Genomic DNA, 25,369 nt, shown 5'->3' with positions numbered 1-25,369 from the left:
CATGCCGATGTCACGGGGCACCCAAGTGTGCTTCGCGGCGCAGCGAATTCAATTCGCTTAGGTTCAAGGCGATCAACCCAGCGTCCTGTTTCTTTAAACGCCCCGTGCGGATTTCGAGCAGGCCGTTCAATACTTTCAACGTCGCCAGTCGAGTGTAATCGTGAGAGTCCGAGGCCCTTTGGTGAGATGGAATCGTAGTCAGGCGAGTTGTCCTCGCGCTGACGGCGCCATCGCCGACGGCAGCAGCGGCAGCCTTGCGTTCCGCCGCTTCCTGTCCGTCTTCACGATCCTGTCCCGCCGTTCAGTTCGACGCCACAACTCTATCTCCGCGCGCGCCTTCATTGCCGTGCGCACGGACGAAGTCGCCTCGCTGCTGCCGTAGCGCCTCCCCCTTTTCGCCGTTCGATTCATCCGTTTGCGTGAGCGCGCTCTTTCGAGCCGTGCGTTCCTGCATGTGCGGTGCCGTCTGCCGCCTGCGCGTTTCACGCCCATCGGAAAAGTTGCGCACCGCAGCGGATCGAATCGAACAGCCCATCTGACTATCACGCGCGGCGCGTTTCAGTTGACGACGACCGCCTGCACTACCCGGTCGCCTTGCGCACGGCGCACGGCTGCTGAATCGTGCCGCGCTGTGTTTAACGTTGTTCATGCCGCGTCCCGTGGGGAACACACACGTCTATTCGTTATGCGAAACAAACCCCTGGTCGGCATCAGCGCCGACAGAACGATGATGGGAGTCCACCCGTCGCACGTGGTCGGCGAGAAATACATCGCCGCGATTGTGGACGGTTCACAGGCGCTGGCCATGTTGCTGCCGGCGCTCGGCGAGCGTCAGCCCGCCGAAGACGTGCTGGCGACGGTCGACGGCCTGCTGTTTACAGGCAGCTATTCGAACGTCGAGCCGCACCGCTATGGCGGCCATACCAGCACGCCGGGCACGCTGCACGACGCCGCACGCGATGCGACGACGCTGCCGCTGATGCGCGCGGCGATCGCCGCCGGCGTGCCGGTGCTGGCCGTCTGCCGGGGCTTCCAGGAAATGAACGTGGTTTTCGGTGGGACGTTGCATCAAAGCGTTCACGCGGTGGACGGTCTGAACGACCATCGCGAGAACAAGGAAGACGACCTCGACGTGCAATACGCACCGTCGCATTCGATCACGCTGACGCAGGGCGGCTTGTTGCAGCGCCTCGCGGGCGGCACGAATGAAGCGCGTGTGAATTCCTTGCACGGCCAGGGCGTCGAGCGGTTGGGCGTGGGCCTCACGGCCGAAGCCACCGCGCCGGACGGCTTGATCGAAGCGGTGAGCGTGACCGATGCGCGTGCCTTCGCGCTGGGTGTGCAGTGGCACCCGGAGTGGAAGCATGCCAACGACGCACTATCTACCGCGATCTTTCGGGCGTTCGGCGACGCCTGCCGCGATCGAATGCGCACCAAGGCCGGCTATGGCGCGGCATCCGCCGCTGCCACGCATGCCTGAGCCGGTCGCGCACCAAAACTGAGAGAATAGACATGCATGACATCGACGATTTTCTGAAGAAGAACCGTGTCACCGAAATCGAAGCGATCATTCCGGATATGGCCGGGATCGCGCGCGGCAAGATCATTCCGCGCAGCAAATTCGAATCCGGCGAGTCCATGCGCTTGCCGCAGGCGGTGATGATCCAGACCGTCACAGGAGACTATCCGGAAGACGGCACGCTCACCGGCGTGACTGATCCGGACATGGTGTGCGTGCCCGACGCCAGCACCATCCGCATGATTCCGTGGGCCGTCGATCCGACCGCTCAGGTGATTCACGATTGCGTTCACTTCGACGGCACGCCCGTCGCGATCTCGCCGCGCCGCGTACTGCGCCGCGTGCTCGAACTCTATAAAGCCAAAGGCTGGAAGCCGGTCATCGCGCCCGAGCTCGAGTTCTATCTGGTCGATATGAACAAGGACCCGGACCTGCCGCTGCAACCGCCTATCGGCCGTACCGGTCGCCCGGAAACCGGGCGTCAGGCGTACTCGATCGAAGCCGTCAACGAATTCGATCCGCTCTTCGAAGACATCTACGAGTACTGCGAGGTGCAGGAACTGGAAGTCGACACGCTGATTCACGAAGTCGGCGCCGCGCAGATGGAAATCAACTTCATGCACGGCGATCCGCTCAAGCTCGCCGACAGCGTGTTCCTCTTCAAGCGCACGGTGCGGGAAGCCGCGCTGCGCCACAAGATGTACGCGACCTTCATGGCCAAGCCGATGGAAGGCGAACCGGGCTCGGCCATGCACATGCATCAAAGCCTCGTCGACGAAGAAACCGGCCACAACCTCTTCACCGGCCCGGATGGCAAACCGACGTCGCTGTTCACGGGCTATATCGCTGGCTTGCAGAAGTACACGCCTGCGCTAATGCCTATCTTCGCGCCGTATATCAACTCGTATCGTCGTCTGTCGCGCTTCATGGCCGCGCCGATCAACGTGGCATGGGGTTACGACAACCGCACGGTAGGTTTCCGGATTCCGCATTCGGGGCCGGCTGCGCGCCGCATCGAAAACCGTATTCCGGGCGTGGACTGCAACCCGTATCTGGCAATTGCCGCGACGCTCGCCGCGGGCTATCTCGGCATGACGCAGAAGCTCGAAGCCACCGAGCCGCTGCTCAGCGACGGCTACGAATTGCCCTACCAGTTGCCGCGCAATCTCGAAGAGGGTTTGACGCTGATGGGCGCGTGCGAGCCGATCGCCGAAGTGCTGGGCGAAAAGTTCGTCAAAGCCTACCTCGCTCTGAAGGAAACCGAATATGAAGCGTTCTTCCGCGTGATCAGTTCGTGGGAACGCCGGCATTTGCTGCTGCACGTGTAAGGCAAACGCAAAAAAATTGGAGGCAGTATGAGCTACAGAACAGAAGAAGTCGCTTACGTGCAACCGGCCCAGCCGGCCGCGAGCGCACAAGCAGCACAAGCCGCACAACAACAACGCAGCACCGCAGAATACCGCGCACTGGACGCCGCGCACCACATCCATCCGTTCTCGGATATGGGCTCGCTCAATCGCAGCGGCAGCCGCGTGATCGTCAAAGCGCAAGGCGTGTATCTATGGGATTCGGAAGGCAACAAGGTGATCGACGGCATGGCCGGCCTGTGGTGCGTGAACGTCGGTTATGGCCGCAAGGAACTGGCCGACGCCGCGTACAAGCAGATGCAGGAACTGCCCTACTACAACACCTTCTTCAAGACGACACACCCGCCTGTAATCGAACTGTCGGCGTTGCTCGCGGAGCTGGCCCCCGAACCGTTCAATCACTTCTTCTACTGCAACAGCGGTTCGGAAGGCAACGATACGGTGCTGCGCATCGTCCATCAATACTGGGCGACTCAAAACAAGCACTCGAAGAAATTCGTGATTTCGCGCAAGAACGGCTATCACGGTTCGACGATCGCCGGCGGCACGCTCGGCGGCATGGGCTACATGCATGAACAGATGCCTTCGAAAGTCGAGAACATCGTGCATATCGACCAGCCCTACTTCTTCGGCGAAGCAGAAGGCAACCTGACGCCGGAAGAGTTCGCGCTGGCCCGTGCGCAGCAACTGGAAGCGAAGATTCTCGAAATCGGCGCGGACAACGTCGCCGCGTTCATCGGTGAGCCTTTCCAGGGAGCGGGCGGCGTGATCTTCCCGGCTTCGACGTATTGGCCTGAAATCCAGCGCATCTGCCGCAAGTACGACATTCTGCTGGTCGCCGACGAAGTGATCGGCGGTTTCGGCCGCACCGGCGAATGGTTCGCGCATCAGCACTTCGGTTTCGAGCCGGATCTGATCACGCTGGCGAAGGGCCTGACGAGCGGTTATGTGCCGATGGGCGCGGTCGGCCTGCATGACCGCGTCGCCAAGGCGATTATCGAAAACGGCGACTTCAATCACGGTCTCACGTATTCGGGTCACCCGGTCGCGGCCGCCGTCGCGCTCGCCAACCTCAAGCTGCTGCGCGACGAGAAGATCGTCGAACGCGTCAAGAACGACACCGGCCTGTACTTCCAGAAGCAACTGCGCGAGACCTTCGCCAATCACCCAATCATCGGCGAAATCTCCGGTGCGGGGCTGGTGGCCGGTCTGCAACTCGCACAGGATCCGAAGGCGCGCAAGCGCTTCGCCAATGGCGGCGACGTCGGCACGATCTGCCGCGACTTCTGCTTCAACGGCAACCTCATCATGCGCGCCACCGGCGACCGCATGCTGCTGTCGCCGCCGCTCGTGATCAATAAGCTGGAAATCGACGAAATCGTCTCGAAGGCCAAAAAAGCCATCGATGCGACAGCACAACAACTCGGCATTTCGTAACGGCAGTCCGTTCCGGCATGAGCACACCCACAAATCACGCTCATGCCGGTTCTTCACATCAAGGGAAAAAACCATGAGCGTTAGTCATCTTCGTCATGCGGTCGCGGGGGCCGCGCTTCTCGCCTTCACGGGTTTTGCGGCGCTGTCGGTTACGCCGGCCCTTGCGGCCGACACGGAACTGAATGTGTATAACTGGTCGGACTACATCGCGAAGGATACGATTCCGAACTTCGAAAAGCAGGACGGCATCAAGGTCAAATACGACAACTACGATAGCGACGACACCTTGCAGGCCAAGCTGCTCGCCGGCAGCTCGGGCTACGACATCGTGGTGCCGACCTCGAACTACATGGCCAAGCAGATTCAGGCCGGCGTGTACCAGAAGCTCGACAAATCGAAGTTGCCGAACCTCGCGAATCTCGACCCCGTGCTGATGAAGATGATTGCCGACGCGGACCCGGGCAACCAGTACGGCGTGCCCTGGGCATACGGTACGGACGGCATCGGTTACAACGTGCAGGCCGTGCAGAAAGCGCTCGGCGCCAATGCACCGGTGGATAGCTGGGCACTGGTTTTCGATCCGGCCAATCTCTCCAAGCTGAAAGGCTGCGGCGTTTCGATCCTCGATCAGGCCGTCGACGTGTTCGCCGCCACGCTGCAATACATGCACAAGGATCCGAACAGTACGAACCCCGCCGACTATCAGGCCGCGTTCGAAGTGCTGAAAAAGATCCGCCCGTATATCACCCAATTCAATTCGTCCGGCTACATCAACGACCTCGCCAATAACGACGTGTGCGTCGCGCTGGGCTGGTCGGGCGACGTCGGCATTGCCAGCCGCCGCACCGAAGAAGCCAAGCGCTCGTATCAGATCAAGTTCTCGAATGTGAAGGAAGGCGGCCTGCTGTGGTTCGACGTGATGGTGATCCCAAAGGACGCACCGCATCCTGAAGCCGCGTTGAAGTGGATCAACTACATCTCGGACCCGAAGGTCAACGCCGCGATCACCAACGAAGTGTTCTACCCAACCGCGAACAAGGCCGCACGTCAGTTCGTGACGCCGGCTGTCGCACAGGACAAGACCGTTTATCCGGGCGATGAAGTGTTGAGCAAGATGACGCTCATGAAGCCGATGCCGACCGACATTCTGCGCCTTGAAAACCGTCTTTGGGCGCAGCTTAAAACCGGCCATTAATCCAGTCATTCAAATCGATTATTGATCCCGCGCTCAGGGATCGCTCGAACCCTGAGCGCATGAATAGCAGTAACGGTAGTCAGCCTGCGCGCTTTTTTTAAAGTCCCATTCGCGCGCAGTCCCATGTTTTCCGATCGCAGCGCACGTTGCGAGACGCTTCCCGCGCCTCGTATGGAGACACTTGCGCCCGCGATCCGCAAGGAATGGTTACATCATGAACTCGACGACCTCAAAAAGCGCAGCCGGCGCCACCCAGATGGCCCGCCCCGCAGTGACGACAAAATCGAAATCGGACGAATTCGTTCGCATTGAAAATGTCGTGAAGAAATTCGGCGACAGCACCGCTGTCGACAACGTCAACCTGAGCATCGGCAAGAACGAGTTGTTCGCGCTGCTCGGCAGTTCCGGCTGCGGCAAGTCCACGCTCCTGCGCATGCTCGCGGGGCTAGAGACGGTGACCTCCGGGCGCATTTTCGTCGACGGCGAAGATCTCGCTGCGATGCCGCCGTACAAGCGGCCGGTCAACATGATGTTCCAGTCGTACGCCCTCTTCCCGCACATGAGCGTGGAAGCGAACATCGCCTTCGGCCTGAAGCAGGAAGGCACGCCGAAGAACGAGATCAAGGAACGCGTCGCCGATGCGCTCAATCTCGTGCAGATGAGCAAATACGCGCAGCGTAAGCCGCACCAACTGTCAGGCGGCCAGCAGCAGCGTGTGGCGCTCGCGCGTTCGCTCGTCAAGCGCCCCAAGCTGCTGCTGCTCGACGAGCCGATGTCGGCACTCGATAAAAAGATCCGCCAGAAGACCCAGCTCGAGCTCGTGAACATCATCGAGAAGGTCGACGTGACCTGCGTAATGGTCACGCACGATCAGGAGGAAGCCATGACGATGGCCGGGCGCCTAGCCGTGATGAGCGAAGGCCGCATCGTGCAGATCGGCTCGCCGAGCCAGGTCTATGAGTTTCCGAATAGCCGCTTCTCCGCCGAATTCATCGGCTCGACCAACCTGTTCGAAGGCACGGTGGTCGCGGACGAACCGGATCACATTTTCGTTGAAAGCGAAGACCTCGAATCGCATATCTACGTGAGCCACGGCATTACCGGGCCGCTCGGTATGCCGGTGGGCATTTCGGTGCGTCCGGAGCGCATCAAGGTATCGCTCGACAAACCGTCGACGCCGCATAACTGGGCGCGCGGCGTGGTTTCCGATGTCGCGTACATGGGCAGCTATTCGCTGTATCACGTGCGCCTGCCAAGCGGCAAGACCGTCGTGTCGAATCTCTCCAGCTCGCACCTGATGGCCGAAGGTGCGCCCTCCTATAACGACGACGTGTTCGTCTACTGGTCGCCGGCTAGCGGCGTGGTGCTGACGCAATGAGCAATCCCACTACCTCCTCCCCCGCGGCGCTCGGTGCGCCGTCCGGCAGCCGCCTGTTCGGCTCGCTGAAAAAACGCCTGTCGATGCTGGTACCGACGGGCCGCACGACCGTGATCGGCGTGCCGTTCCTCTGGCTCACCGTGTTCTTCGCGTTGCCGTTCGTGCTGGTGCTGAAGATCAGTTTCGCCGATCTGCGTCTCGGCATTCCGCCGTACACGGATCTCGTGACGATCAAGGACGGCATGGTGCATTTCGCCATGCAACTCAGCCACTACGCGTTCCTGCTGCAGGACGACCTGTACGTCGCCACGTATCTCAGCTCGCTGAAGATGGCCGCGGTCTCGACCTTCTTCTGTCTGCTGATCGGCTATCCGATTGCGTACTACATCGCGCGCTCGGAGCCGACCAAACGCAACCTGTTGATGATGGGTGTGATGCTGCCGTTCTGGACGTCCTTCCTGATTCGCGTCTACGCGTGGATCGGCATCCTGAAGGACGACGGCCTGCTCAATCACACGCTGATGGCGATCGGCATGATTCATTCGCCGTTGCGCCTCTACCACACGGATATTGGCGTCTATATCGGCATGGTCTATTCGTACCTGCCCTTCATGGTGATGCCGCTGTATGCGCACCTCGTGAAGATGGACCTGACGCTGCTCGAAGCCGCTTACGACCTCGGTTGCAAACCGTGGACCGCGTTCACGCGCATCACGTTGCCGCTCTCCAAGAACGGCATTATCGCCGGCAGTCTGCTGGTGTTCATTCCGGCGGTCGGCGAATACGTGATTCCGGAACTGCTCGGCGGCGCCGACACGCTGATGATCGGCCGCGTGATGTGGGATGAATTCTTCAACGATATGGACTGGCCGATGGCATCCGCCGTCACCGTCGCGATGGTGCTACTGCTGCTCGTGCCGATGGCCGTGTTCCAGTACTACCAGGTCAAGGAACTGGAGGGCGCGAAATGATCAAGCCTAATAAGACGCTTTCCAATAGCGTGCTGACGTTCGGATTTCTGTTTCTCTACATTCCGATCATCAGCCTGGTGGTGTATTCGTTCAACGAGTCGAAGCTCGTCACGGTGTGGTCCGGCTTCTCGCTCAAATGGTATGGCGCGCTGTTGCAAGACGGCGAATTGCTGAACGCCGCATGGCTCTCGTTGAAGATCGGTCTGTTGACCGCGTGCGCCTCGGTTGTGATCGGTACGTGGGCCGGTTTCGTGCTGGCGCGCTTCGGACGCTTTCGCGGCTTCACGCTGTTCGCCGGCATGATCAACGCGCCGCTCGTGATTCCTGAAGTGATTCAAGGCATCTCGCTGCTGCTGCTGTTCGTCGCGCTCGAACAGATGCTCGGCTGGCCGAAGGGGCGCGGGCTCTTCACGATCTGGATCGGCCACGTGATGCTGTGCGTGTCGTATGTGGCGATCATCGTGCAATCGCGTGTGAAGGAGCTCAACAAGTCGCTCGAAGAAGCCGCGCTCGATCTCGGCGCCACGCCCTTCAAAGTGTTCTTCCTGATCACCCTGCCGCTGATCTCGCAGGCGCTGATGTCGGGGTGGCTGCTGTCGTTCACGCTGTCTTTCGACGACCTCGTGCTCTCCGCGTTCCTCTCCGGTCCCGGCTCGACCACGCTGCCGCTCGTGGTGTTCTCGCGTGTGCGTCTCGGCCTGAATCCGGAAATGAATGCGCTCGCCACGATCTTCATCACCACGGTGACGATCGGCGTGATTGCCGTGAACCGCTGGATGCAGTTGCGCGAACGCAAGCGCAACCGCGACATGCAAATGGCTTTCGCACTCGCCGAAGCCGCCGACCCCTTGCCCGCGGCACCACAACAAGCCGCCGTACGAAAGTCGCTCGATACGGCACGCGCATAAGAAGTCCTTTCGCAATACGACCAATAAGGAGAATTTGAATGAGAAAGAAGCTTATCTGTCTGTTGGTGGCGGGGAGTCTGCCTGGCATAGCCATGGCGGACGCCACCAGCGACCAGATCAAGGCGCTCCAGGCGCAACTGAATGCACTGCAAAAGGAGGTGAAACAGTTGCGCGCCGAAGTCGCCATCAAGCCGAAGGCAGCCACCGCGGCGACGACTGCGGCCCCTGCCCCGGCGGTGGTGGCCGCGCCGGTGGATGTCTCGTCGCCTGATTACGGCAAGGCTCAGGCGACGCTGACCAACGACGACGTGACGGCGATGAAGCAACAGATCGCCAATCAGCAGTTGAAGGTCGATTCGCTCGAAGACGCGGCGCAGACCGGACCGATCGCCGGTTTGTCGGTGACGGGCTATATCGATCCGACCTACCTCTACAACCGTGCGCAGAGCAGCTCGTCGTTCCTGTTCGCGAACCACGAAAGCAGCTACAACTACTTCAACAGCACGTTCGGCGATCTGTACCTCGATATCAAGAAGACCTTCGGTGTCGGCCCGATGGCGCCGTCGGCCGAGATCACCTTGATGCCGAACCGCGGCAACGGCATTACGCTGCTGCAGAACTCGCACGGCGATATCGGCAACAACATCCTGAACACGGCCGTGGTCAATGTGCCGTTGACGGCGACCACGACACTCGTGGCCGGTTTGATCCCGAGTTTCGGCGGCTATGAAGTGCAGCAGTCAAATCAGATGCTCACGCTCACGCACAACCTGCTGTATGACTTCTCGGATCCGGGCAGCTATGTCGGGATCGGCGCGAACTATACCGCCGGCAACTGGGCGTGGAAGTTCTTCCTCGGCAACGAACAGTACCGCACGTTCGGCGCAGTCACGCAGACGGGCACCAACGCACTGGGCGATCCGATCACGACCAGCAACAAGATCCCGACCTTCACCGCACGTACCGACTACACGTGGTCGAGCGCACTGGATATCGGCGGCTCGTTCAACATCGGCCGTCAGACCTTGCCTAGCTCGATCGACGCGAACGGCGCGGTCAGCTACGGCGTAGGCGGCCAGTCGCCGAGCTCGGGCGGCACGTTCTTCTTCACCGAAGCCGACCTGACCTACACGCTCGCCGACGTGCAGTACAACGCCGAACTCGACTACGGTCAACAGCAGAACGCCGCGTACAACGGCGGCCAGGCACAGTGGTATGGCCTGTCGCTGCTCGCGCACCGCAAGTTCAATCTGCCGGTGGTGGGCCGTATGGGCGCGACCGTGCGTTATGACCTGCTGGTCGACAGCAAGAACGGCGGCGGCGGCGGTGGCATCGCGCTGAACGGCAACGGCATGGACACGGCGAACGGCTTCGGTATCGGCGCGGACTGTCTCGCCAATTCGCAGGCGAACGGTGGCCTCGGCTTCGAATGCAAGGGAGCGACCCGCCAGGACGTTTCGCTCGACCTGCTGTTCTATCCGACCCAGCAGATCACGGTCAAGGTGGAATACCGCCACGACTGGGCCAACAAGCAGGTGTTCCTGAAGAACGACGGTTCGTATGGCAAGTCCAACGACCTGCTCGCGACCCAGTTCATCTACTCGTTCTAATCCGACTTGCCGGCGCGTGGCCTTGCTGTCGAAAAAGGCCACGCGCACAGGCTCTTTCCGCATGCTCTGCCTATGCTCCGATTCTCGAACCAGCCTCACGTCGCCTCGTACTACGCCGCGACCGCCAACGACACCACCCGCCATCCCGCGCTCGACGAAACGATTACCGTCGACGTTTGCGTGATCGGCGCTGGACTGACCGGCATTTCCGCGGCGCTCAATCTTGCCGAACGCGGCCATTCGGTCGCGGTGCTCGAAGCATCGAAAGTCGGATGGGCGGCGAGCGGCCGCAACGGCGGCCAGTTGATCGGCGGCTTTGCGTGCGACATCGACACGTTCGCGAAGTACATGCCCGCGGACGACGTGAAGCGTGTTTGGGACATGGGGATCGAAACCCTCGACATCGTCAAGGAACGCGTCGCCAGGCATCAGATCGACTGCGATCTGACTATCGGCTATCTGACCGCGGCGAATAAACCGCGCGATACCGACGCGCTGCAAAAATGGCGTGACGAAGCGCAACAGCGCTTTGGCTACGACCGCTTCAGTTACGTCGACGCCGACAGCGTGGGCAACTATGTGCAGTCACAGCGCTATCTGGGCGGCCTGTTCGACGCGGACAGTGGCCATCTGCATCCGTTGAATTACACGCTGGGTCTGGCGCGCGCGGCGCGCGAGGCCGGCGTGCGGATTTTCGAAGACAGTTGCGTCACGTCCTTGCGTGAAGAAAACGGCCGGCATGTCGCCGAAACCGCGCGCGGCCAGGTGCGGGCGCGCTTCGTCGTGCTCGCCTGCAACACGTACCTCGGACAGCTCGCACCGGACGTGGCGAACAAGATCATGCCGGTCGGCACCTACGTGATCGCCACCGAACCGCTCGATCCCGATCGCGCCGAAGCGCTGATGCCCGCCAAAGCCGCCGTGTGCGACAGCCGCTTCGTGCTCGACTACTTCCGCCCCGCGCCCGATAACCGCTTGCTGTGGGGCGGCAAGGTGAGTTATTCGAAACTCGCGCCGCGCAATCTCGGCGAAGCGATGCGCCGCGACATGCTGAAAACGTTCCCGCAACTCGACGATGTCAAAATCGACTATGCGTGGGGCGGTTTCGTCGATATCACCATGAACCGCGCGCCGCATTTCGGCCGGCTCTCGCCGACCGTGTATTTCGCGCAAGGCTTCTCGGGGCACGGCGTGAATACCACCGGTCTCGCGGGTAAGCTGATCGCCGAGGCGATCGACGGCCAGGCGTCGCGCTTCGATCTGTTCGGCAAGATTCGTCACCGCGACTTCCCCGGCGGCGCTACACTGCGCACCCCTGCCCTCGTACTCGCGATGGCCTGGTATCGAATGAAGGACCTGCTTTGATGAACGCTCCGACTCCCGGCCTCAACACACTTAACGCGCTTAACACGCTCGACCGCCGTGCCGATGCGCTGATCGCCAACTCCTACTACGAAGCGAGCGCCGCCCGTCCGCTCGCCGACGACCCCACGCTCGACGGCTCGCTGGAAGCCGACGTGTGCGTGATCGGCGCGGGCTTCTCCGGTTTGTCGGTGGCGCTGGAGTGCCGGGCGCGCGGTTTGTCGGTGGTCGTGCTCGATGCGCATCGTCCCGGCTGGGGCGCGTCGGGCCGCAACGGCGGGCAGACGCTGGTGGGTTTCGCGAAAGACGAGATCATGGAGCGCCAGCTCGGTCTCGACGGCGCGCGCGCCGCGTGGGCGATGTCGGTGGAAGGCGTGGCGCTGGTGCGCGAGCGCATCGAACGCTACAGCATCGACTGCGATTTCACGTCCGGCTATCTGACGGTTGCCACCAAACCGAAACGCGTGCCCGATTTGCGTTCGTGGATGGAAGCGGCTTCGCAACGCTGGGGCTATACGAAACTCTCGTGGCTCGATACCGATGAGGTCCGTTCACGCGTCGCTTCGAAGCGCTACCTGGCCGGGGTCTACGATCCGTTTTCCGGCCATCTGCATCCGCTCAAATACTGCCTCGGTCTCGCGGAGGCGGCACGCCGCGAGGGCGCGCAACTGTTCGCGCATTCGCCGGTGATCGAGGTCGTGCGCGGTACTCGGCCTGTCGTACGGACTGCTCGCGGTGAAGTGCGCTGCCGTTTTGTCGCGGCGTGCGGCAACGCCACGATCGGTGACGTGCTGCCCGCGCCGGTGGCCGCGCGCATCGCGCCGATCGCGTCGTATATCGTTGCAACCGAACCGCTCGGCAAAGAGCGCGCGGATGCGCTGATCAAAGGGCGCGAGGCGATTTGCGACAACAACTTCTTCCTCGACTATTTCCGTTTGTCGGCCGACCATCGCGTGCTGTTCGGCGGGCGGGCGAGTTCGACCGGCGCTTCACCCGTGCAGCTTGGCGAAGAGATTCGCCAGCGCATGATCGGCGTGTTCCCGCAACTCGGCGATGTGAGAATCGACTATGCATGGGGTGGCTTTGTCGACGTGACGCGTAATCGCGCGCCCGATTTCGGGTCGATCGATCCGAATTACTTCTATGTGCAAGGGTTCTCGGGGCATGGCGTCGCGTTGACCGGTATTGCCGGGCGCGTGGTTGCCAAAGCGATGGCGGGTGAGACGGCAGCCTTCGATCTGTTCGCGCAGTTGCGGCACGCGCGCTTTCCGGGCGGGCCGGCGTTGCGGGGGCCGGCGCTAGAACTCGGGATGATGTATCACCGGATTCTGGAGTTGTTTTAGGCCTCGTCGCATGGTGGGGGCGGTCCGCCGCCCCAAGTAAACGGCTGCTACGCAACCGTGTCGATGTTAGTCCCCGTGTGGTCGAAGCGGAACGGTGCTGAACCGTTTTGCGCCGACGAGTCGGATGCGGACGCATTGAGCACCGCCTGACTATTCGCCGCTTGAGTCGCGTCTCCGGCCGCAGCACCGGATTCCACAGCACCCGACTGTTTGGAGGTGGCTTCAGCTGCGGCAACCGTTCGAAGCATCTCCGCATGGGCCGTAGCCGCCGACGCCGAGGAAGCGCCCGTATTCGTGATCTGCGTGATGTCCCGCTGCAAGGCAGTAATCTGGCTGGTGAGCATCATGACGCGCGCATGATTCTCCGGCGACTGCCCCGCCGTTTTCCACGCCTCTTGCAGCTGTTTGCTGAGCGCTTCCATCTGCTTCTTCAGGCTTTCGACGTCGGGCGTGCTATCAGCGCTGTCCTTTTTCGGGTCCCACGAGTAAGGAACGGGGGTATCGGTGGTCGCTGAAGTAGAGCTGACTCGCATGGAAACCTCGTTTATAACCTCGATCGCGCATCAAGGCCCGCTCAGAATATGCGGCGGGTATTATTGGATAGAAAGCCGGCCGTCAGATTACCAGAAAACCGCTGTTTTCAAGTATTTACCCTCCGATCTCGCCGGAATCACGCGCTCTGCTATCGTGCCGTTTGCGCTGCAGAAGCTGAAAGATCCGAACGGCATAATCAAGTCACAAAAGCCAACCGCTTTACTATTGTTGATCCTCAACAGCATACTGTTACATCTATGTGTATTCCGCTTTTGAGGAGGCGCCGATGACCATTCAACTCACTCGCCAATTCGCATCAAAATTCGCCAACCTCGCGCTCGCCCATCTCACGCGCGAATACCCGAACAAGCTGACGCATTCGCTCGCCGGACCGCAAGACGTGCAGGGTCCGCGTGCGCTGCATCCGATCTTTTACGGCAGCTACGACTGGCATTCGTGCGTGCACGGCTACTGGTTGATTCTGCATCTACTCGAGCGCTTTCCCGATTTGCCTGAAGCGGCCCGCATCGTCGCGGTGGTCGACGAGCATTTCACCGCGGCGAACGTGGCCGGAGAACTTGCGTATCTCGATCTGCCGCACAACCGCGGTTTCGAGCGTCCGTATGGCTGGGCCTGGCTGCTCGCGCTGAGCGCGCAACTCAATTCGCTGAAGCTCTCGGAAGCAGCGCGCTGGTCGAAGACCTTTGCGCCGCTCACCAAGGCGTTTGTCGAACGTTTCGAGGAATTCCTGCCGAAAGCAACCTACCCGCTGCGCGTGGGCACGCACTTCAACATGGCCTTCGCGTTGGCGCTGACGCTGGATTTTGCACGGCAAACGTCGCGTGATTCGCTGGAAGCGCTGGTCGTGAATACCGCGGAACGCTGGTTTGTGAACGACGTCGCGTGTCAGGCATGGGAACCTGCCGGTGACGAATTCCTCTCGCCTTCACTCATGGAAGCCGAGTTGATGCGCCGCATCTTGCCGCCCGCGCAATTCGTCGACTGGTTCGGCCGCTTTCTGCCGGATCTCGGCGTGAAAAAGCCCGCCACGCTGTTCGAGCCCGTTACCGTGACGGATCGCACCGACGGCAAGATCGCCCACCTCGACGGCCTCAATCTCAGCCGCGCATGGTGCCAGCGTTCGCTGGCGCGCGCACTGCCCGCAGGCGATATTCGCCGGACGGTATTGTTCGATGCAGCCGAGCGGCATCTGCAAACCGCGCTGCCGCACGTGGCCGGTGACTATATGGGTGAGCACTGGCTGGGCACATTCGCCACGCTTGCATTGGAAGCCTGAATAAAGGCCTGATTCAGGGCTTAGAATCGAACTCAACTCAGCGGCATGGTCCGCTGAATATACGAAAGCGGCGCCGCACACGCGAAACGGTTTCTCCCACCAACCGATTCGCGCGGCGAGCGCCGCTTTTCCATGATTGCGTCGATCCAGAGCCGCTTCCTGCGGCTCAGCCGGCGACCGCGCCGGCTTCCAGGATTTACTGCCCGGTCAGCTTTTTAGGCTTCGGCGGCGCCTGGACCTTGTTGTACTGGAACTCGGGCGTCGCCTTCAGTGCGTCCTTGGTGGCGCCGGCCAGATAGAAATTCCCCTCGCGGATGTCCAGCGCGGCGATGGGCACCGCCACGTCGTGCGACGCTACGCCCAGGAAACCGCCAGCTGAGACGATGGCTGCGGACAGCGAGCCGTCCGGCGCGATCACCAGATCGCGGACCGTGCCGATTTTCGCGTTCTGGTCGTTGTATACCGATTTGCCGAGAATGCTCTTCTTCACACTCCAGCCGCTCAGCAGTGCATTCGACTGCTCGACCGTGACGCTCAGCGGTTGCGTGCCGGCGACTTGCGCCTGTGCACCGAGGCTGGTTGCAGCTACTGCGACGACAACAACAAGTTTGCCCAATGTCATATCGTTCACTCCACTCTTAGTAGACTTGGCCGGCGCATGGCGTGCGCCGAAAGGAATCGCTGCACCACGATCATACAGACTGCGCGGCACGGCTGCATCCAGCGTGCAGGAAGGCCGCACGCGGGCACCGCATCGAGCCTGCGCGGTAACGCTCGGGGATGGCGTCACGGCCTGCGGCGCATGGCGGTAAAATCGCGCAAGGCGATCACGCCGGTTTTAGAGGTGGCAGTTTGACTGAGCTTGAACAGGGTTTCATTTTGACCCGACATTGGCGGGACACGCCCGCCGGCACGGAGGTCGATTTCTGGCTGGCAACGGACAGCGGGCCCCGGCACGTCCGCCTGCGCCCTCAACCTTCGGTGGCGTTCATTCCCGCCGAACATCGCGAGCGCGCCGAGACGATCCTGCGCCGCGAAGCGCCGCTCGATCTACGAACGCTCGATCTATGCGACTTTCAGCATCGACCGGTCATGGGACTTTACTGCCCGCAGTACCGGCAATTGACGGGCTTCGAGAAACGCCTGAAACAAGGCGGCGTCGACGTCTACGAAGCCGATATCTTTCCGCCCGAGCGCTACATGATGGAGCGCTTCATTACGGCGCCGGTGTGGTTCAGCGGCGACAGCGACACACAGAGCACCGGCCACCGCGGCCCGCTCCTGAACAGCGAACTCAAGCCCGTCACTGGCTATCGTCCGCCCTTGAAGCTGGTGTCGCTCGATATCGAAACCAGCGCTCACGCCGAGTTGTATTCCATCGCGCTGGAAGGTTGCGGACAGCGCCAGGTGTATATGCTCGGACCGCCCAACGGCGACGCGAGCTCGCTCGACTTCGACCTCGAATACTGTGAAACCCGCGCACAGTTGCTGGAAAAACTGAACGTGTGGCTGGAGCGGCATGATCCCGATGCGATCATCGGCTGGAATCTGGTGCAGTTCGATCTGCGTGTGCTGCAGCAGCATGCCGAACAATATCGCGTGCCGCTGCGGCTCGGCCGTGGCGGTGCGGTGATGGAATGGCGCGAGCACGGACTCAAGCAGAACCACTTCTTCGCCGGCGCCGCCGGACGGTTGATCATCGACGGCATCGAAGCGTTGCGCTCCGCGACGTGGAGTTTCCCTTCGTTCAGTCTCGAACATGTCTCGCGCACGGTGCTAGGCGAAGGCAAGGCGATCGACAATCCGTATCAGCGCATGGACGAAATCCAGCGCCGCTTCGACGAGGACAAGCCCGCGCTCGCGCGCTACAACCTCAAGGACTGCGAGCTGGTCACGCGCATCTTCGCCAAAACGGAGTTGCTGCCGTTCCTGCTGGAACGTGCGAGCGTCACCGGTTTGCCAGCGGATCGCAGCGGCGGATCGGTGGCGGCGTTCACGCATCTGTACATGCCGCGCATGCATCGGCAAGGCTATGTCGCGCCCAACCTCGGCGATGTGGCCGGTGCCGCGAGTCCTGGTGGCTTCGTCATGGACTCGCGCCCCGGTCTCTACGATTCGGTGCTCGTGCTTGACTATAAGAGCCTGTATCCGTCCATCATTCGCACCTTTCTCATCGATCCGGTCGGCCTCGTCGAAGGCATGCTGAATCCCGCCGACGATCAGTCGGTGCCGGGCTTTCTCGGTGCGCGCTTCTCACGCACGCGCCATTGTTTGCCGTCGATCGTCGGGCAAGTCTGGCAAGGCCGCGAAACGGCCAAACGCGAGAACAACAAGCCGCTTTCGCAGGCATTGAAGATCATCATGAACGCCTTTTACGGCGTATTGGGATCGACCGGTTGCCGCTTTTTCGATCCACGCCTCGCGTCGTCGATCACCATGCGCGGCCACGAAATCATGCATGCCACGCGCGAACTGATTCAGGGCGAAGGCTACGAGGTCATTTATGGCGACACGGATTCGACCTTCGTGTGGCTGAAGCATGCGCACAGCGAGCAAGATGCGAGCCGTATCGGCCGCGCGCTGGTCGAGCATATCAACGCGTGGTGGCGGCAGAATCTGCAGGAGCGGTTCGGGCTCGACAGTGCGCTCGAACTGCAATTCGAGCGCCACTATCGGCGCTTCTTCATGCCGACGATTCGCGGCGCCGAGGAAGGCAGCAAGAAACGCTATGCGGGCCTCACCGTTTTGCCGGACGGCAGCGAGGACATCGTCTACAAAGGACTCGAAACGGTACGCACGGACTGGACGCCGCTTGCGCAGCAGTTTCAACAGGAACTGTACCGGCGCATCTTCACGCAGCAACCGTATCAGGACTATGTGCGCGACTATGTGCGCGACATGCTCGAAGGCAAGCTCGACGATCAGCTCGTGTATCGCAAGCGCCTGCGCCGGCCGCTGGAAGAATACGAGCGCAACGTGCCGCCGCATGTGCGCGCGGCGCGTGTGGCGGACGAGTTCAATCGGCGGCAAGGGCGCCCGCTGCAATACCAGAACGGCGGCTGGATCAGCTATGTGATGACGGTTGCCGGACCCGAGCCGCTGGAAACGCTGCGCTCGGCAATCGATTACGAGCACTATCTGACGCGGCAATTGCAGCCCGTCGCCGACGCTATTCTGCCGCTGCTGCGCGACGACTTCACGACCTTGATGTCAGGCCAGAAGCAGTTGTTCTGAGGCAGTGCTAGCATCGAGCGTATCGACGCAACGCACAGGTCACGCATGAACGAGTCGAATTTGAACGCAGCAGACGAGCTGAAAGATCAGGCGCAAACCACCGCAAATCGCGTGTTTTCACACGGTGCGCTCAGTCTCGGACTCACCCTGCCGATGCTGCGCGCCGGCACGATCGTGGCCGATTTCGACGAGCAACTGGCGCTCGCACGGCTTGCCGACGAACGCGGCTTTCGCGCACTCTGGATACGCGACGTCCCATTGAACAGCGCGGACTACCCGGACCCCGTCGGCCACCTCGACCCGTGGGTGTTGCTCGGCGCGCTCGCCGCGAACACACGGCATATCGCGCTCGTGAGCGGGGCCATCGTGCTCACGCTGCGTCATCCGCTGCATATCGCCAAAGCGGCGCTGTCCGTCGATACGCTCAGCCATGGACGCTTCATTCTGGGTCTGGGTTCAGGCGACCGCCCACCGGAATATGCCGCATTCGGGCGCGATTCCGACGAGCGGCGCGAACTGTATCGCAGTCACTGGGAGACGGTTGCCGCCGCGCTCGGCGAACCGTCGCGCGTGATTCCCGATCGCACGCCTGAGGGCGCGCCGACCTTTCAGCTGCTGCCCGAGAATTCGCACGCAGTGCCGCTGCTTGCCGTCGGTTCGGGCGGTCAGAGCGTCGACTGGATCGCGCGCCATTCGCTGGGGTGGATGACCTATCATCGCGAACCCGACGCGCAGCGCGCCCGTTACAGCATGTGGCGCGCCGCCGTCGAACGCGTGGCGCCCGAGGCCTTTCGCGCGTTCGGTGTCGCGATGCGGCTCGAACTCAGCAGCGATCCGCATGAGCCGGCTCAGGCCGTGTCGCTCGGCTACCGGACCGGCCGGCATGGGTTGATCGACATACTCAAAGCGCTACGCGCGGACGGGACACATCACGTGACGTTCAATCTGTCGTCGGAGCGTCCCGTCGCCGAGGTCATCAATGAACTCGCCGATGAGGTGTTGCCGCGGTTTCATCAAGAGAAATAGAAAGCGCGTTGCGCACACCCGCTCCGACTCACGGCGTGGACGGACGGTCCGTGTCGTACAGGCGGTCCGGGATGAACACCGCGGTCACGCCGCTCAGGAAGAACACCGCGCCGACCACAAGGAAGCCCAGACCGATGGAGAACTGTGTGGCCAGGAAGCCGATGACGATAGGCGCCGCGCCCGAGCAGAAACGGCCCAGGTTGTAGGAGCCGCCCACAGCAGTGCCGCGGATCGAAGTGGCGAAACTCTCGGACATGAAAGTGCCGATCGTGCCCAGCGGTACGCCGTATAGAAAACCGAAGAAAAGCATGAGAACGGCAATGTTCTCTCGCGTATGCCAGAAGACGATCACCGGCAGAAAAAGCGCGGCGCCCACGCAGCCGAAAATATACACACCACGCCGGCTCCAGCGGTCGCCCAGCCAGCCGGCGAAAATCTTGCCGACGAAGGCGACGACGTAAGTGCCGATCATGTACCCGGTCAGCGCGCTGAACTTGATATGCAGCTCTTTTTCGAGGTACGTCGGTAGCCAGTTATTCAGGCCATAGAACCCGGAAAGAATGAATACCGAGGTCAGGGTCCACAGGATAAACAGGGTTCGTGTCTGTCGATTGCTGAAAATCACGTGGTAACGGCTGCCGCGCCATCGACGTTGGCTCGTGCGCTCGACGGCGTGGCTCGCCTGCCAGCTAGCCGGCTCGGGGACCGCGAACTTGATCGCCAGGGCAAACACCACGGGCAACGCCGACACGTAGTAGAGCGTGCGCCAGCCGTAGTGCGGCAATATCCAGCTGCTCAGCGCAATCACGACGATGTAGCCGGCCGAAATGCCGGTCTGCAATGCGCCGAGAATCAGCGAGCGCCGTTCCGTGGGCACGTATTCGGCAACCAGCGTCGTGACCAGCACCATAGAGCCGATGCCCAACGAACTGATGAAGCGGACGATCGCGAATTCCAGAAAGCTGTGCGTGAGCCCGAGCAGCCCCGCACCGAGCGAAAAGAGGGCGAGCGCCCAGACCACCACCCTCACCCGCCCTATGCGGTCACTCGCCCAGCCGCCGAGAATCCCGCCGACGGCCATGCCCAACAACGTCAGGCTGCCCAGTGCTCCCGCCTGGACATTGCTCAGCCCGAAGTCGTCCTTGATTCGCGTCAGCGTGAGGCCGTACATCATGACGTCGGCCCCATCGGCCATGAGCGCAAGATAGCCGAGGATGAAAACGAGCAGCCAGCGGCCTTGCGATACGGACGCTTGGCTCACCGATGACGCGGTTGCAACACGATGGGTAGTGGTCATGTCAGAGAGGAGTCAAGCTGCTGGCGGATATCGTATTGCGCGAAATGAGAGCGGGCGCCAGGAAGGAACCGATCAGCAATCCCAACTCTTCATGCCTCGTCGTGTACCACCTCTCCTGATGCGTCAGGTTCATGGTGCCGATGCACACGCCGTCGTACGCGATCGGGATGTTCAGGATCGATCCGAGGCCCATATTGGTCATCACGGTGTGATCGTCGAACGCTTCGCGAATGCCTTGCGGCGTCTCCGCACGAAATGGCTTGAGATCGTGCAGTATCTGTCTGGCCCACGCAGTGCCCTGTTTTTTCTTGCGTCCACCAACCGGATAGACGTCGGGCATGTTCGTATAGACGCGTTCCACCTCCTGGTTTCGCGCATCGTAGGACATGATCGTGAACAGGCTAAAGCCGATTGCGCTTGCCGCCACCTCGTGAACGGCGCGGAAAATCGCCATCGGCTGACCCTTGAGCCGCATGGCCTTCGCGAGATGCTCAAGGTTCGAAATGTCCAGCGCTTGCGGAACTGGCGGCGCAGTTTCGATCCGGTTGCCTTGCATAGTCTGTACGGGAAGTTGGCAAATCACGGCGTTCAGCCGTGTAGTTCAGTGGAATTGAGCGGGCCTCGAACATCCTGCGTGCGCCCGAGTTCCTCGGCCTCGATGTCTTCGAGCGAGCGGTTGCGAGTCTCGATACCCAGGAAGAAAACCACACACGCCCCGATGAGCAGAACCGTCGTGGTCATGGCGAACACGCCGAGGAATCCGAGCACGGGATAGACGAGGCCGACCAGAATGGGTGCGCTCACCGAGCCGATGCGGCCGAACGATGAAGACGATCCGGTGCCGGTGGTGCGCACCGCGGTCGGGAATACTTCGGGGGTGTACGCATACACGCCTGCGAATGCACCGTTCATGAAGAACGACAGGCATATGCCCGCGACCATGATCCCGATTCCGGTGTGAGAGAACGCAAGCGCGATCGCCGCGATACCTCCCAACAACATGTACGATGCGACCACGGCCTTCCGGCCGATCCGTTCATTGAGCCATGCGGCCGAAAAATATCCCGGAATCTGCGCCCCATAGATCGCGATGGAATAGCCGAAGCTCTTCGTCATGGTGAGCCCCTCCTTGAGGAGCAAGCTCGGAATCCAGGAGAAGAACGAGTAGTACGCGAATGCAACCGAGAACCACATCAGCCAGCTTACCGCCGTGGTGCGCGCGAGTCGCGGCGACCACAACGTCAGCACGTTCTGCAACGCGCTACCGCTCGCACGCGCCGATGCGGGAATCATGCCGGCGGCGGCGGCAGGCGGAAGATGAATGCCTTTACCGGCAAACCATGCCTCGATCGTGCTCACGATGCTGTTCGCTTCATCCGTTCGCCCCTGGCTCTCGAGCCATCGCGGCGACTCAGGCAGCGTCCTGCGCCACCAGAGCAGCATCACGACGGGCAACGAAGTCACCACGGCCAGGTAGCGCCAGCCATCGACAAAATTTCGCACCACGACGAAGCCGAGGATGGATGAACTCAGATAACCGAACGACATGAAGCCGACCAGCGCGCCGCAAAACATGCCCCTGTAACGACGCGGCACGAATTCCGCAAGGAATGGCGCGATCACCACCGTCTCCGCGCCGGACCCAAATCCCGCGACGATGCGCAACGCGAAGAACGTGTGCCAGTCCGTAGCAGTGGCACTCGCGAGCGACGCGACACAGTAGATTGCCAGCGCCGTCATCATGATTCGGCGACGGCCGATCAAATCGGCGAATACGCCTGACAGAAAGGCCCCGAAGAAGTAACCGATATAGGTGCTGCTCGCGACGAGCCCGGTCTCGGCGCTCGTCAGGTGCCATAGCTTGCTCACGACCGGCAGCAGGAACGCGAGCGACGATGAATCGAGTCCATCGAACAGATACCCCAAGCCACCGATGAGCAGGAGTTTCCGATGAAAGCCCGACAACGGAAGTCGTTCAAGACGAGCGGCTATGGCAGACACGGTAACTTTCTCCCAGGAGGAATGGACACGAGGTCCGCAATGCCGACGTTATCGCCCGACCGCATAGGCCTGCATCTGGCGAGGCGTCGCGGCGCCACGCATCAGACCGTTTCTGATCCCGACCGCGCAGACCCGCCCCAGCGCCCACGGTTCGGCCACGGTCAGGTCGTGCCCACGCGCGCGCAACTCGGCGAGGGTGCTTTCCGGAAAACGGGACTCGGCGGACATCTTGCCGAGATGCATCGCGCGCGGATAGAACGAACCCGGAAAGTGCGCCGTCTGGAACGAGGGCGAATCCGCGGCGGCCTGAAAGTTCATGCCGGCGTGCACGTGTTTGAGGAATAGCTGGAGCGACCATTGATCCTGCTGGTCGCCACCGGGCGTGCCGAACGCCGCGTAGGGCTTGCCTGCGCGAGTAACCAGCGTCGGCGATAGCGTCGTGCGCGGACGGCGCCCCGGCCCGAGCGACGAAGGCAGACCCTCTTCCATCCAGAACATCTGCGCGCGCGTGGTGACATTGAAGCCGAGACCGGGCACCGCCGGCGACGCTTGCAGCCAGCCACCCGAAGGCGTGGCCGACACCATGTTGCCCCAACGGTCGACGACATCGAGATGAACCGTATCGCCTCGCAGTTCAGGTAACGGAGCGAACGTCGGTTCGCCCTGGCCGAAACCGCCGGACTGTTCCTTGCCGGCCAATGCCATGATGCGCGCAGCACGCTGCTCGCTGTCGCCCAGCGTGCCGGGACGGAATTCGAGTGACGCCCGGCGCGGGTCGATCAGCCGACGACGCTCGTTGTTGTAGGCGTCGCTCAGCAGCACATCCATCGGCACGTGCGCGAACGCAGGGTCGCCGTAGAACACATCGCGATCGGCGAACGCGAGCTTCGAGCATTCGATGATCGTATGGACGAAATCCGGGCCCATCGGGTCCATCGCCGCGAGATCGAAGCCCTTGAGCAGCGCGAGCTGCTGCAGGAACATCGGCCCCTGGCCCCACGGACCGGTCTTGTGGACGCGCAGATCCCCATAGTCGTATGAAACGGGGTCCTCATAGGACGGTTCCCAGCGCGCGAGATCGCCGGCGTCGAGCAGGCCGCGGTTGCGCTGACCCGACGTATCGAGAACGGCGGTCGAACCAAAGTACTGGTCAATGGCGTCAGCCACGAAGCCGCGATAAAAGACCTCGCGGGCGCGTTCGCACTGTTCGCCGCGGTCACGCCGGGTGTTCGCTTCTCGCAGAATGCGCTTGTACGTGTTGGCAATGGCCGGATTGGCGAACAGCTGGTTTGGCATCGGTGCGTCGCCGTCGCGCAGCCATTGCTCGGCCGAAGTCGGCCACTCGGTCCGGAAGAAATCCTTGATGGCGAGGATCGACGAAGTCATGCGCGGCAGCACCGGATAGCCGTTTTCCGCATAACCGATCGCGTAACTCAACACGTCCTCGAGCGGCAACTGGCCGTAATCGCGCAGCATGGCCATCCAGGCGCCGAATGCACCGGGCACCACGGCAGGCAACAATCCCGTACCCGGAACCACTTCCAGCCCTAACTTCCGCATGCGCTCGATGGTCATGGCCGCGGGCGTCACGCCCTGCCCGCAAAGCACGCGCACGCGATCTTCGCGCGCGCTGTAGAACACCACCGGGAGTTCGCCGCCCGGACCGTTCAGATGCGGCTCGACGATCTGCAAAACAAAACCGGCGGCGGCCGCTGCATCGAATGCGTTACCGCCTTTCTCGAGCACGGCCATGGCCGACGCGCTGGCGAGCCAGTGCGTGGAGGCCACCATGCCGAATGTGCCGATCAGTTCCGGGCGGGTTGTGAACGACATGCGCTGCTCCTTTGCGATCGCGGGCGACTGGCAGCTGAACCAATCACCATAGGTACGAATTAGATAAAGGTTAAAGATACGGCCAAAGCCAATCAGTCTTACCTGATGCTAACCCGAAACCTCGTTGTAACAAACCGGGTCAAAATAATTTCTGGAAACTGCGGGTCACGGCGCGCCAAATCTGCTACCGTTGATACCAATGATCATTGGTTCGGCCGAAGACAATGGAAAACATGGCACTGGAAGGGTTACTCGGCTATATCGCCGGCCATCAACTCAAGGACGGCGACGCGCTGCCGCCGGAAAGAAAGCTGGCCGAAGACCTTGGCGTCAGTCGAAGGGAACTGCGCGCGGTGCTGGCTTCGCTGGAGGCGTCAGGCCGGGTCTGGCGCGGTGTCGGGCGCGGTACCTATCTGGGCGCGCGGCCGCTGAAGTTCGGTCCCACGCTGCGTGGATTGCGCGCGGGGACCAGTCCGGCGGATATCGCCGAAATGCGGTTGCTGTTCGAACCCGCACTTGCGGAACTCGCCGCTACGAAAGCCAGTTGGGATGATCTGCTGGAACTGGAAAAGTGCGCACGTAAAAACGCCGCCGCAAAAAACGACGAAGAGTGGCAACAATGGGATCATCGCTTTCATTTGCTGATCGGCCAGGCCACCCGTAATCCCGCACTCATCGCGCTGATGGAAGTCATCAACGGCATGCGTGTGAAACCGGACGTGCGTGAGAAGACGGTGGCCCAGGAGACCCGGCAGTATTTCGCCCAACAGCATCAGGCTATCGTCAATGCCATGAAAGCCCGTGATGGAGAGACAGCGGCCCGATGCATGCGCGAGCATTTGCTAAGTGTTCAGGGGCGTGCATCCGCCAGAGTGGGCGGGCTCTCGGATCAACAGGTTTGACGTAGCGGTCGCCTGCGCGAAGCTCGGCGAAAACGGGTGCACGCCCGCGCCGCCGCTTTGCAACATGGCGGCAATCTCGTGCTTCATGCAAAGAAACGCGCCGGTGAGGTCGACGTCGACGACGCCCGCCCGATTCCGCCGCCTGCGCCTGTGAC

General features: G+C 61.6%; 22 protein-coding genes. 16 read left to right on the top strand and 6 right to left on the bottom strand.

Annotated elements, in window-relative coordinates; genetic code table 11:
• The first annotated feature begins 160 nt into the window (after positions 1–160).
• The 11 genes from P0D73_RS16930 to P0D73_RS16880 all read left to right on the top strand — a co-directional run bounded on the left by P0D73_RS16930 (position 161) and on the right by P0D73_RS16880 (position 13,090).
• Positions 161–382: a hypothetical protein gene (locus P0D73_RS16930; RefSeq protein WP_370577238.1), complete on the top strand. Its 222-nt coding sequence runs from the start codon at positions 161–163 to the stop codon at positions 380–382.
• A gap of 303 nt (positions 383–685) precedes the next feature.
• The gene (locus tag P0D73_RS16925) at positions 686–1,480 is read left to right on the top strand and encodes a gamma-glutamyl-gamma-aminobutyrate hydrolase family protein (protein ID WP_408432179.1); all 795 of its coding nucleotides are present in this window, start codon (positions 686–688) and stop codon (positions 1,478–1,480) included.
• A gap of 32 nt (positions 1,481–1,512) precedes the next feature.
• The gene (locus P0D73_RS16920) at positions 1,513–2,847 is read left to right on the top strand and encodes a glutamine synthetase family protein (RefSeq protein ID WP_106277425.1); all 1,335 of its coding nucleotides are present in this window, start codon (positions 1,513–1,515) and stop codon (positions 2,845–2,847) included.
• A 27-nt stretch (positions 2,848–2,874) separates the two neighbouring features.
• Positions 2,875–4,323, top strand: a complete 1,449-nt coding sequence (locus P0D73_RS16915) for an aspartate aminotransferase family protein (protein ID WP_408432177.1) — start codon at positions 2,875–2,877, stop codon at positions 4,321–4,323.
• Between the two features lie 73 nt (positions 4,324–4,396).
• Positions 4,397–5,518 carry a polyamine ABC transporter substrate-binding protein gene (locus tag P0D73_RS16910; protein ID WP_132377569.1) on the top strand — a complete coding sequence of 374 codons (1,122 nt, stop codon included), beginning with the start codon at positions 4,397–4,399 and terminating at the stop codon, positions 5,516–5,518.
• Positions 5,519–5,732: 214 nt separating this feature from the next.
• Positions 5,733–6,896 (top strand): ABC transporter ATP-binding protein, encoded by a 1,164-nt coding sequence (locus P0D73_RS16905; RefSeq protein WP_408432175.1) that lies wholly within the window; start codon positions 5,733–5,735, stop codon positions 6,894–6,896.
• On the top strand, positions 6,893–7,867 hold the full coding sequence (locus P0D73_RS16900; protein ID WP_408432173.1) for an ABC transporter permease subunit: 975 nt from the start codon (positions 6,893–6,895) through the stop codon (positions 7,865–7,867). The genes P0D73_RS16905 and P0D73_RS16900 overlap by 4 nt, the downstream gene beginning before the upstream one ends.
• Positions 7,864–8,775: an ABC transporter permease subunit gene (locus P0D73_RS16895; RefSeq protein ID WP_408178201.1), complete on the top strand. Its 912-nt coding sequence runs from the start codon at positions 7,864–7,866 to the stop codon at positions 8,773–8,775. Before P0D73_RS16900 ends, P0D73_RS16895 begins: the two co-directional genes overlap by 4 nt.
• Positions 8,776–8,813: 38 nt before the next feature.
• Positions 8,814–10,385 (top strand): DUF3138 family protein, encoded by a 1,572-nt coding sequence (locus P0D73_RS16890; RefSeq protein ID WP_408432171.1) that lies wholly within the window; start codon positions 8,814–8,816, stop codon positions 10,383–10,385.
• A gap of 72 nt (positions 10,386–10,457) precedes the next feature.
• A complete protein-coding gene (locus P0D73_RS16885) occupies positions 10,458–11,750 on the top strand; it encodes an NAD(P)/FAD-dependent oxidoreductase (RefSeq protein ID WP_408178203.1) in 1,293 nt (430 codons plus the stop codon).
• Entirely contained in the window at positions 11,750–13,090 is a 1,341-nt protein-coding gene (locus tag P0D73_RS16880; protein ID WP_408178204.1) for an NAD(P)/FAD-dependent oxidoreductase, read from the top strand. Before P0D73_RS16885 ends, P0D73_RS16880 begins: the two co-directional genes overlap by 1 nt.
• 47 nt (positions 13,091–13,137) lie before the next feature.
• On the opposite strand, the gene P0D73_RS16875 is transcribed toward P0D73_RS16880, so the two are convergent.
• Entirely contained in the window at positions 13,138–13,623 is a 486-nt protein-coding gene (locus P0D73_RS16875) for a hypothetical protein (RefSeq protein WP_494478259.1), read from the bottom strand.
• On the opposite strand from P0D73_RS16875, the gene P0D73_RS16870 reads away from it, so the two are divergent.
• Positions 13,622–13,900 carry a 5-oxoproline transporter, DUF979 family subunit gene (locus tag P0D73_RS16870; RefSeq protein ID WP_408432168.1) on the top strand — a complete coding sequence of 93 codons (279 nt, stop codon included), beginning with the start codon at positions 13,622–13,624 and terminating at the stop codon, positions 13,898–13,900. The genes P0D73_RS16875 and P0D73_RS16870 overlap by 2 nt on opposite strands.
• Before the next feature lie 10 nt (positions 13,901–13,910).
• On the top strand, positions 13,911–14,921 hold the full coding sequence (locus P0D73_RS16865) for a DUF2891 domain-containing protein (RefSeq protein ID WP_132377578.1): 1,011 nt from the start codon (positions 13,911–13,913) through the stop codon (positions 14,919–14,921).
• A 196-nt stretch (positions 14,922–15,117) separates the two neighbouring features.
• Here P0D73_RS16865 and P0D73_RS16860 read toward each other — a convergent pair whose 3' ends face one another.
• Positions 15,118–15,543, bottom strand: a complete 426-nt coding sequence (locus tag P0D73_RS16860; protein WP_012426540.1) for a PRC-barrel domain-containing protein — start codon at positions 15,541–15,543, stop codon at positions 15,118–15,120.
• Positions 15,544–15,773: 230 nt separating this feature from the next.
• Here P0D73_RS16860 and P0D73_RS16855 point away from each other — a divergent pair, with 230 nt between their 5' ends.
• Both P0D73_RS16855 and P0D73_RS16850 read left to right on the top strand, forming a co-directional pair.
• Positions 15,774–18,155 (top strand): DNA polymerase II, encoded by a 2,382-nt coding sequence (locus P0D73_RS16855; RefSeq protein ID WP_408432166.1) that lies wholly within the window; start codon positions 15,774–15,776, stop codon positions 18,153–18,155.
• A gap of 45 nt (positions 18,156–18,200) precedes the next feature.
• Positions 18,201–19,181 (top strand): LLM class oxidoreductase, encoded by a 981-nt coding sequence (locus P0D73_RS16850; RefSeq protein WP_408314970.1) that lies wholly within the window; start codon positions 18,201–18,203, stop codon positions 19,179–19,181.
• A gap of 28 nt (positions 19,182–19,209) precedes the next feature.
• Here P0D73_RS16850 and P0D73_RS16845 read toward each other — a convergent pair whose 3' ends face one another.
• The 4 genes from P0D73_RS16845 to P0D73_RS16830 are packed head-to-tail and all read right to left on the bottom strand — an operon-like array spanning position 19,210 to position 24,312.
• Positions 19,210–20,478 (bottom strand): MFS transporter, encoded by a 1,269-nt coding sequence (locus P0D73_RS16845; protein WP_408432164.1) that lies wholly within the window; start codon positions 20,476–20,478, stop codon positions 19,210–19,212.
• A 1-nt stretch (position 20,479) separates the two neighbouring features.
• Positions 20,480–21,034, bottom strand: a complete 555-nt coding sequence (locus tag P0D73_RS16840) for a GAF domain-containing protein (protein WP_408432162.1) — start codon at positions 21,032–21,034, stop codon at positions 20,480–20,482.
• Between the two features lie 32 nt (positions 21,035–21,066).
• The gene (locus P0D73_RS16835; protein WP_408432160.1) at positions 21,067–22,479 is read right to left on the bottom strand and encodes an MFS transporter; all 1,413 of its coding nucleotides are present in this window, start codon (positions 22,477–22,479) and stop codon (positions 21,067–21,069) included.
• Between the two features lie 48 nt (positions 22,480–22,527).
• On the bottom strand, positions 22,528–24,312 hold the full coding sequence (locus P0D73_RS16830) for a gamma-glutamyltransferase family protein (RefSeq protein WP_408285376.1): 1,785 nt from the start codon (positions 24,310–24,312) through the stop codon (positions 22,528–22,530).
• A gap of 224 nt (positions 24,313–24,536) precedes the next feature.
• On the opposite strand from P0D73_RS16830, the gene P0D73_RS16825 reads away from it, so the two are divergent.
• Positions 24,537–25,214: a FadR/GntR family transcriptional regulator gene (locus tag P0D73_RS16825; RefSeq protein WP_408285379.1), complete on the top strand. Its 678-nt coding sequence runs from the start codon at positions 24,537–24,539 to the stop codon at positions 25,212–25,214.
• The last annotated feature ends 155 nt before the right edge of the window (positions 25,215–25,369 follow it).

This window comes from Paraburkholderia sp. RL18-101-BIB-B, assembly GCF_046026985.1.
In the GTDB taxonomy this organism is placed as follows: Bacteria; Pseudomonadota; Gammaproteobacteria; order Burkholderiales; family Burkholderiaceae; genus Paraburkholderia.
Note: the sequence above shows the minus strand (reverse complement) of the source record. Positions and strands in the feature narration are given on the sequence as shown.

Coding starts and splice junctions, on each gene's coding strand:
- P0D73_RS16825 (WP_408285379.1), top strand. CDS start 24,537: ATGGAAAACATGGCACTGGAAGGGTTACTCGGCTATATCGCCGGCCAT.
- P0D73_RS16925 (WP_408432179.1), top strand. CDS start 686: ATGCGAAACAAACCCCTGGTCGGCATCAGCGCCGACAGAACGATGATG.
- P0D73_RS16890 (WP_408432171.1), top strand. CDS start 8,814: ATGAGAAAGAAGCTTATCTGTCTGTTGGTGGCGGGGAGTCTGCCTGGC.
- P0D73_RS16840 (WP_408432162.1), bottom strand. CDS start 21,034: ATGCAAGGCAACCGGATCGAAACTGCGCCGCCAGTTCCGCAAGCGCTG.
- P0D73_RS16895 (WP_408178201.1), top strand. CDS start 7,864: ATGATCAAGCCTAATAAGACGCTTTCCAATAGCGTGCTGACGTTCGGA.
- P0D73_RS16910 (WP_132377569.1), top strand. CDS start 4,397: ATGAGCGTTAGTCATCTTCGTCATGCGGTCGCGGGGGCCGCGCTTCTC.
- P0D73_RS16915 (WP_408432177.1), top strand. CDS start 2,875: ATGAGCTACAGAACAGAAGAAGTCGCTTACGTGCAACCGGCCCAGCCG.
- P0D73_RS16875 (WP_494478259.1), bottom strand. CDS start 13,623: ATGCGAGTCAGCTCTACTTCAGCGACCACCGATACCCCCGTTCCTTAC.
- P0D73_RS16870 (WP_408432168.1), top strand. CDS start 13,622: ATGGAAACCTCGTTTATAACCTCGATCGCGCATCAAGGCCCGCTCAGA.
- P0D73_RS16900 (WP_408432173.1), top strand. CDS start 6,893: ATGAGCAATCCCACTACCTCCTCCCCCGCGGCGCTCGGTGCGCCGTCC.
- P0D73_RS16850 (WP_408314970.1), top strand. CDS start 18,201: ATGAACGAGTCGAATTTGAACGCAGCAGACGAGCTGAAAGATCAGGCG.
- P0D73_RS16905 (WP_408432175.1), top strand. CDS start 5,733: ATGAACTCGACGACCTCAAAAAGCGCAGCCGGCGCCACCCAGATGGCC.
- P0D73_RS16885 (WP_408178203.1), top strand. CDS start 10,458: ATGCTCCGATTCTCGAACCAGCCTCACGTCGCCTCGTACTACGCCGCG.
- P0D73_RS16845 (WP_408432164.1), bottom strand. CDS start 20,478: ATGACCACTACCCATCGTGTTGCAACCGCGTCATCGGTGAGCCAAGCG.
- P0D73_RS16830 (WP_408285376.1), bottom strand. CDS start 24,312: ATGTCGTTCACAACCCGCCCGGAACTGATCGGCACATTCGGCATGGTG.
- P0D73_RS16865 (WP_132377578.1), top strand. CDS start 13,911: ATGACCATTCAACTCACTCGCCAATTCGCATCAAAATTCGCCAACCTC.
- P0D73_RS16880 (WP_408178204.1), top strand. CDS start 11,750: ATGAACGCTCCGACTCCCGGCCTCAACACACTTAACGCGCTTAACACG.
- P0D73_RS16860 (WP_012426540.1), bottom strand. CDS start 15,543: ATGACATTGGGCAAACTTGTTGTTGTCGTCGCAGTAGCTGCAACCAGC.
- P0D73_RS16920 (WP_106277425.1), top strand. CDS start 1,513: ATGCATGACATCGACGATTTTCTGAAGAAGAACCGTGTCACCGAAATC.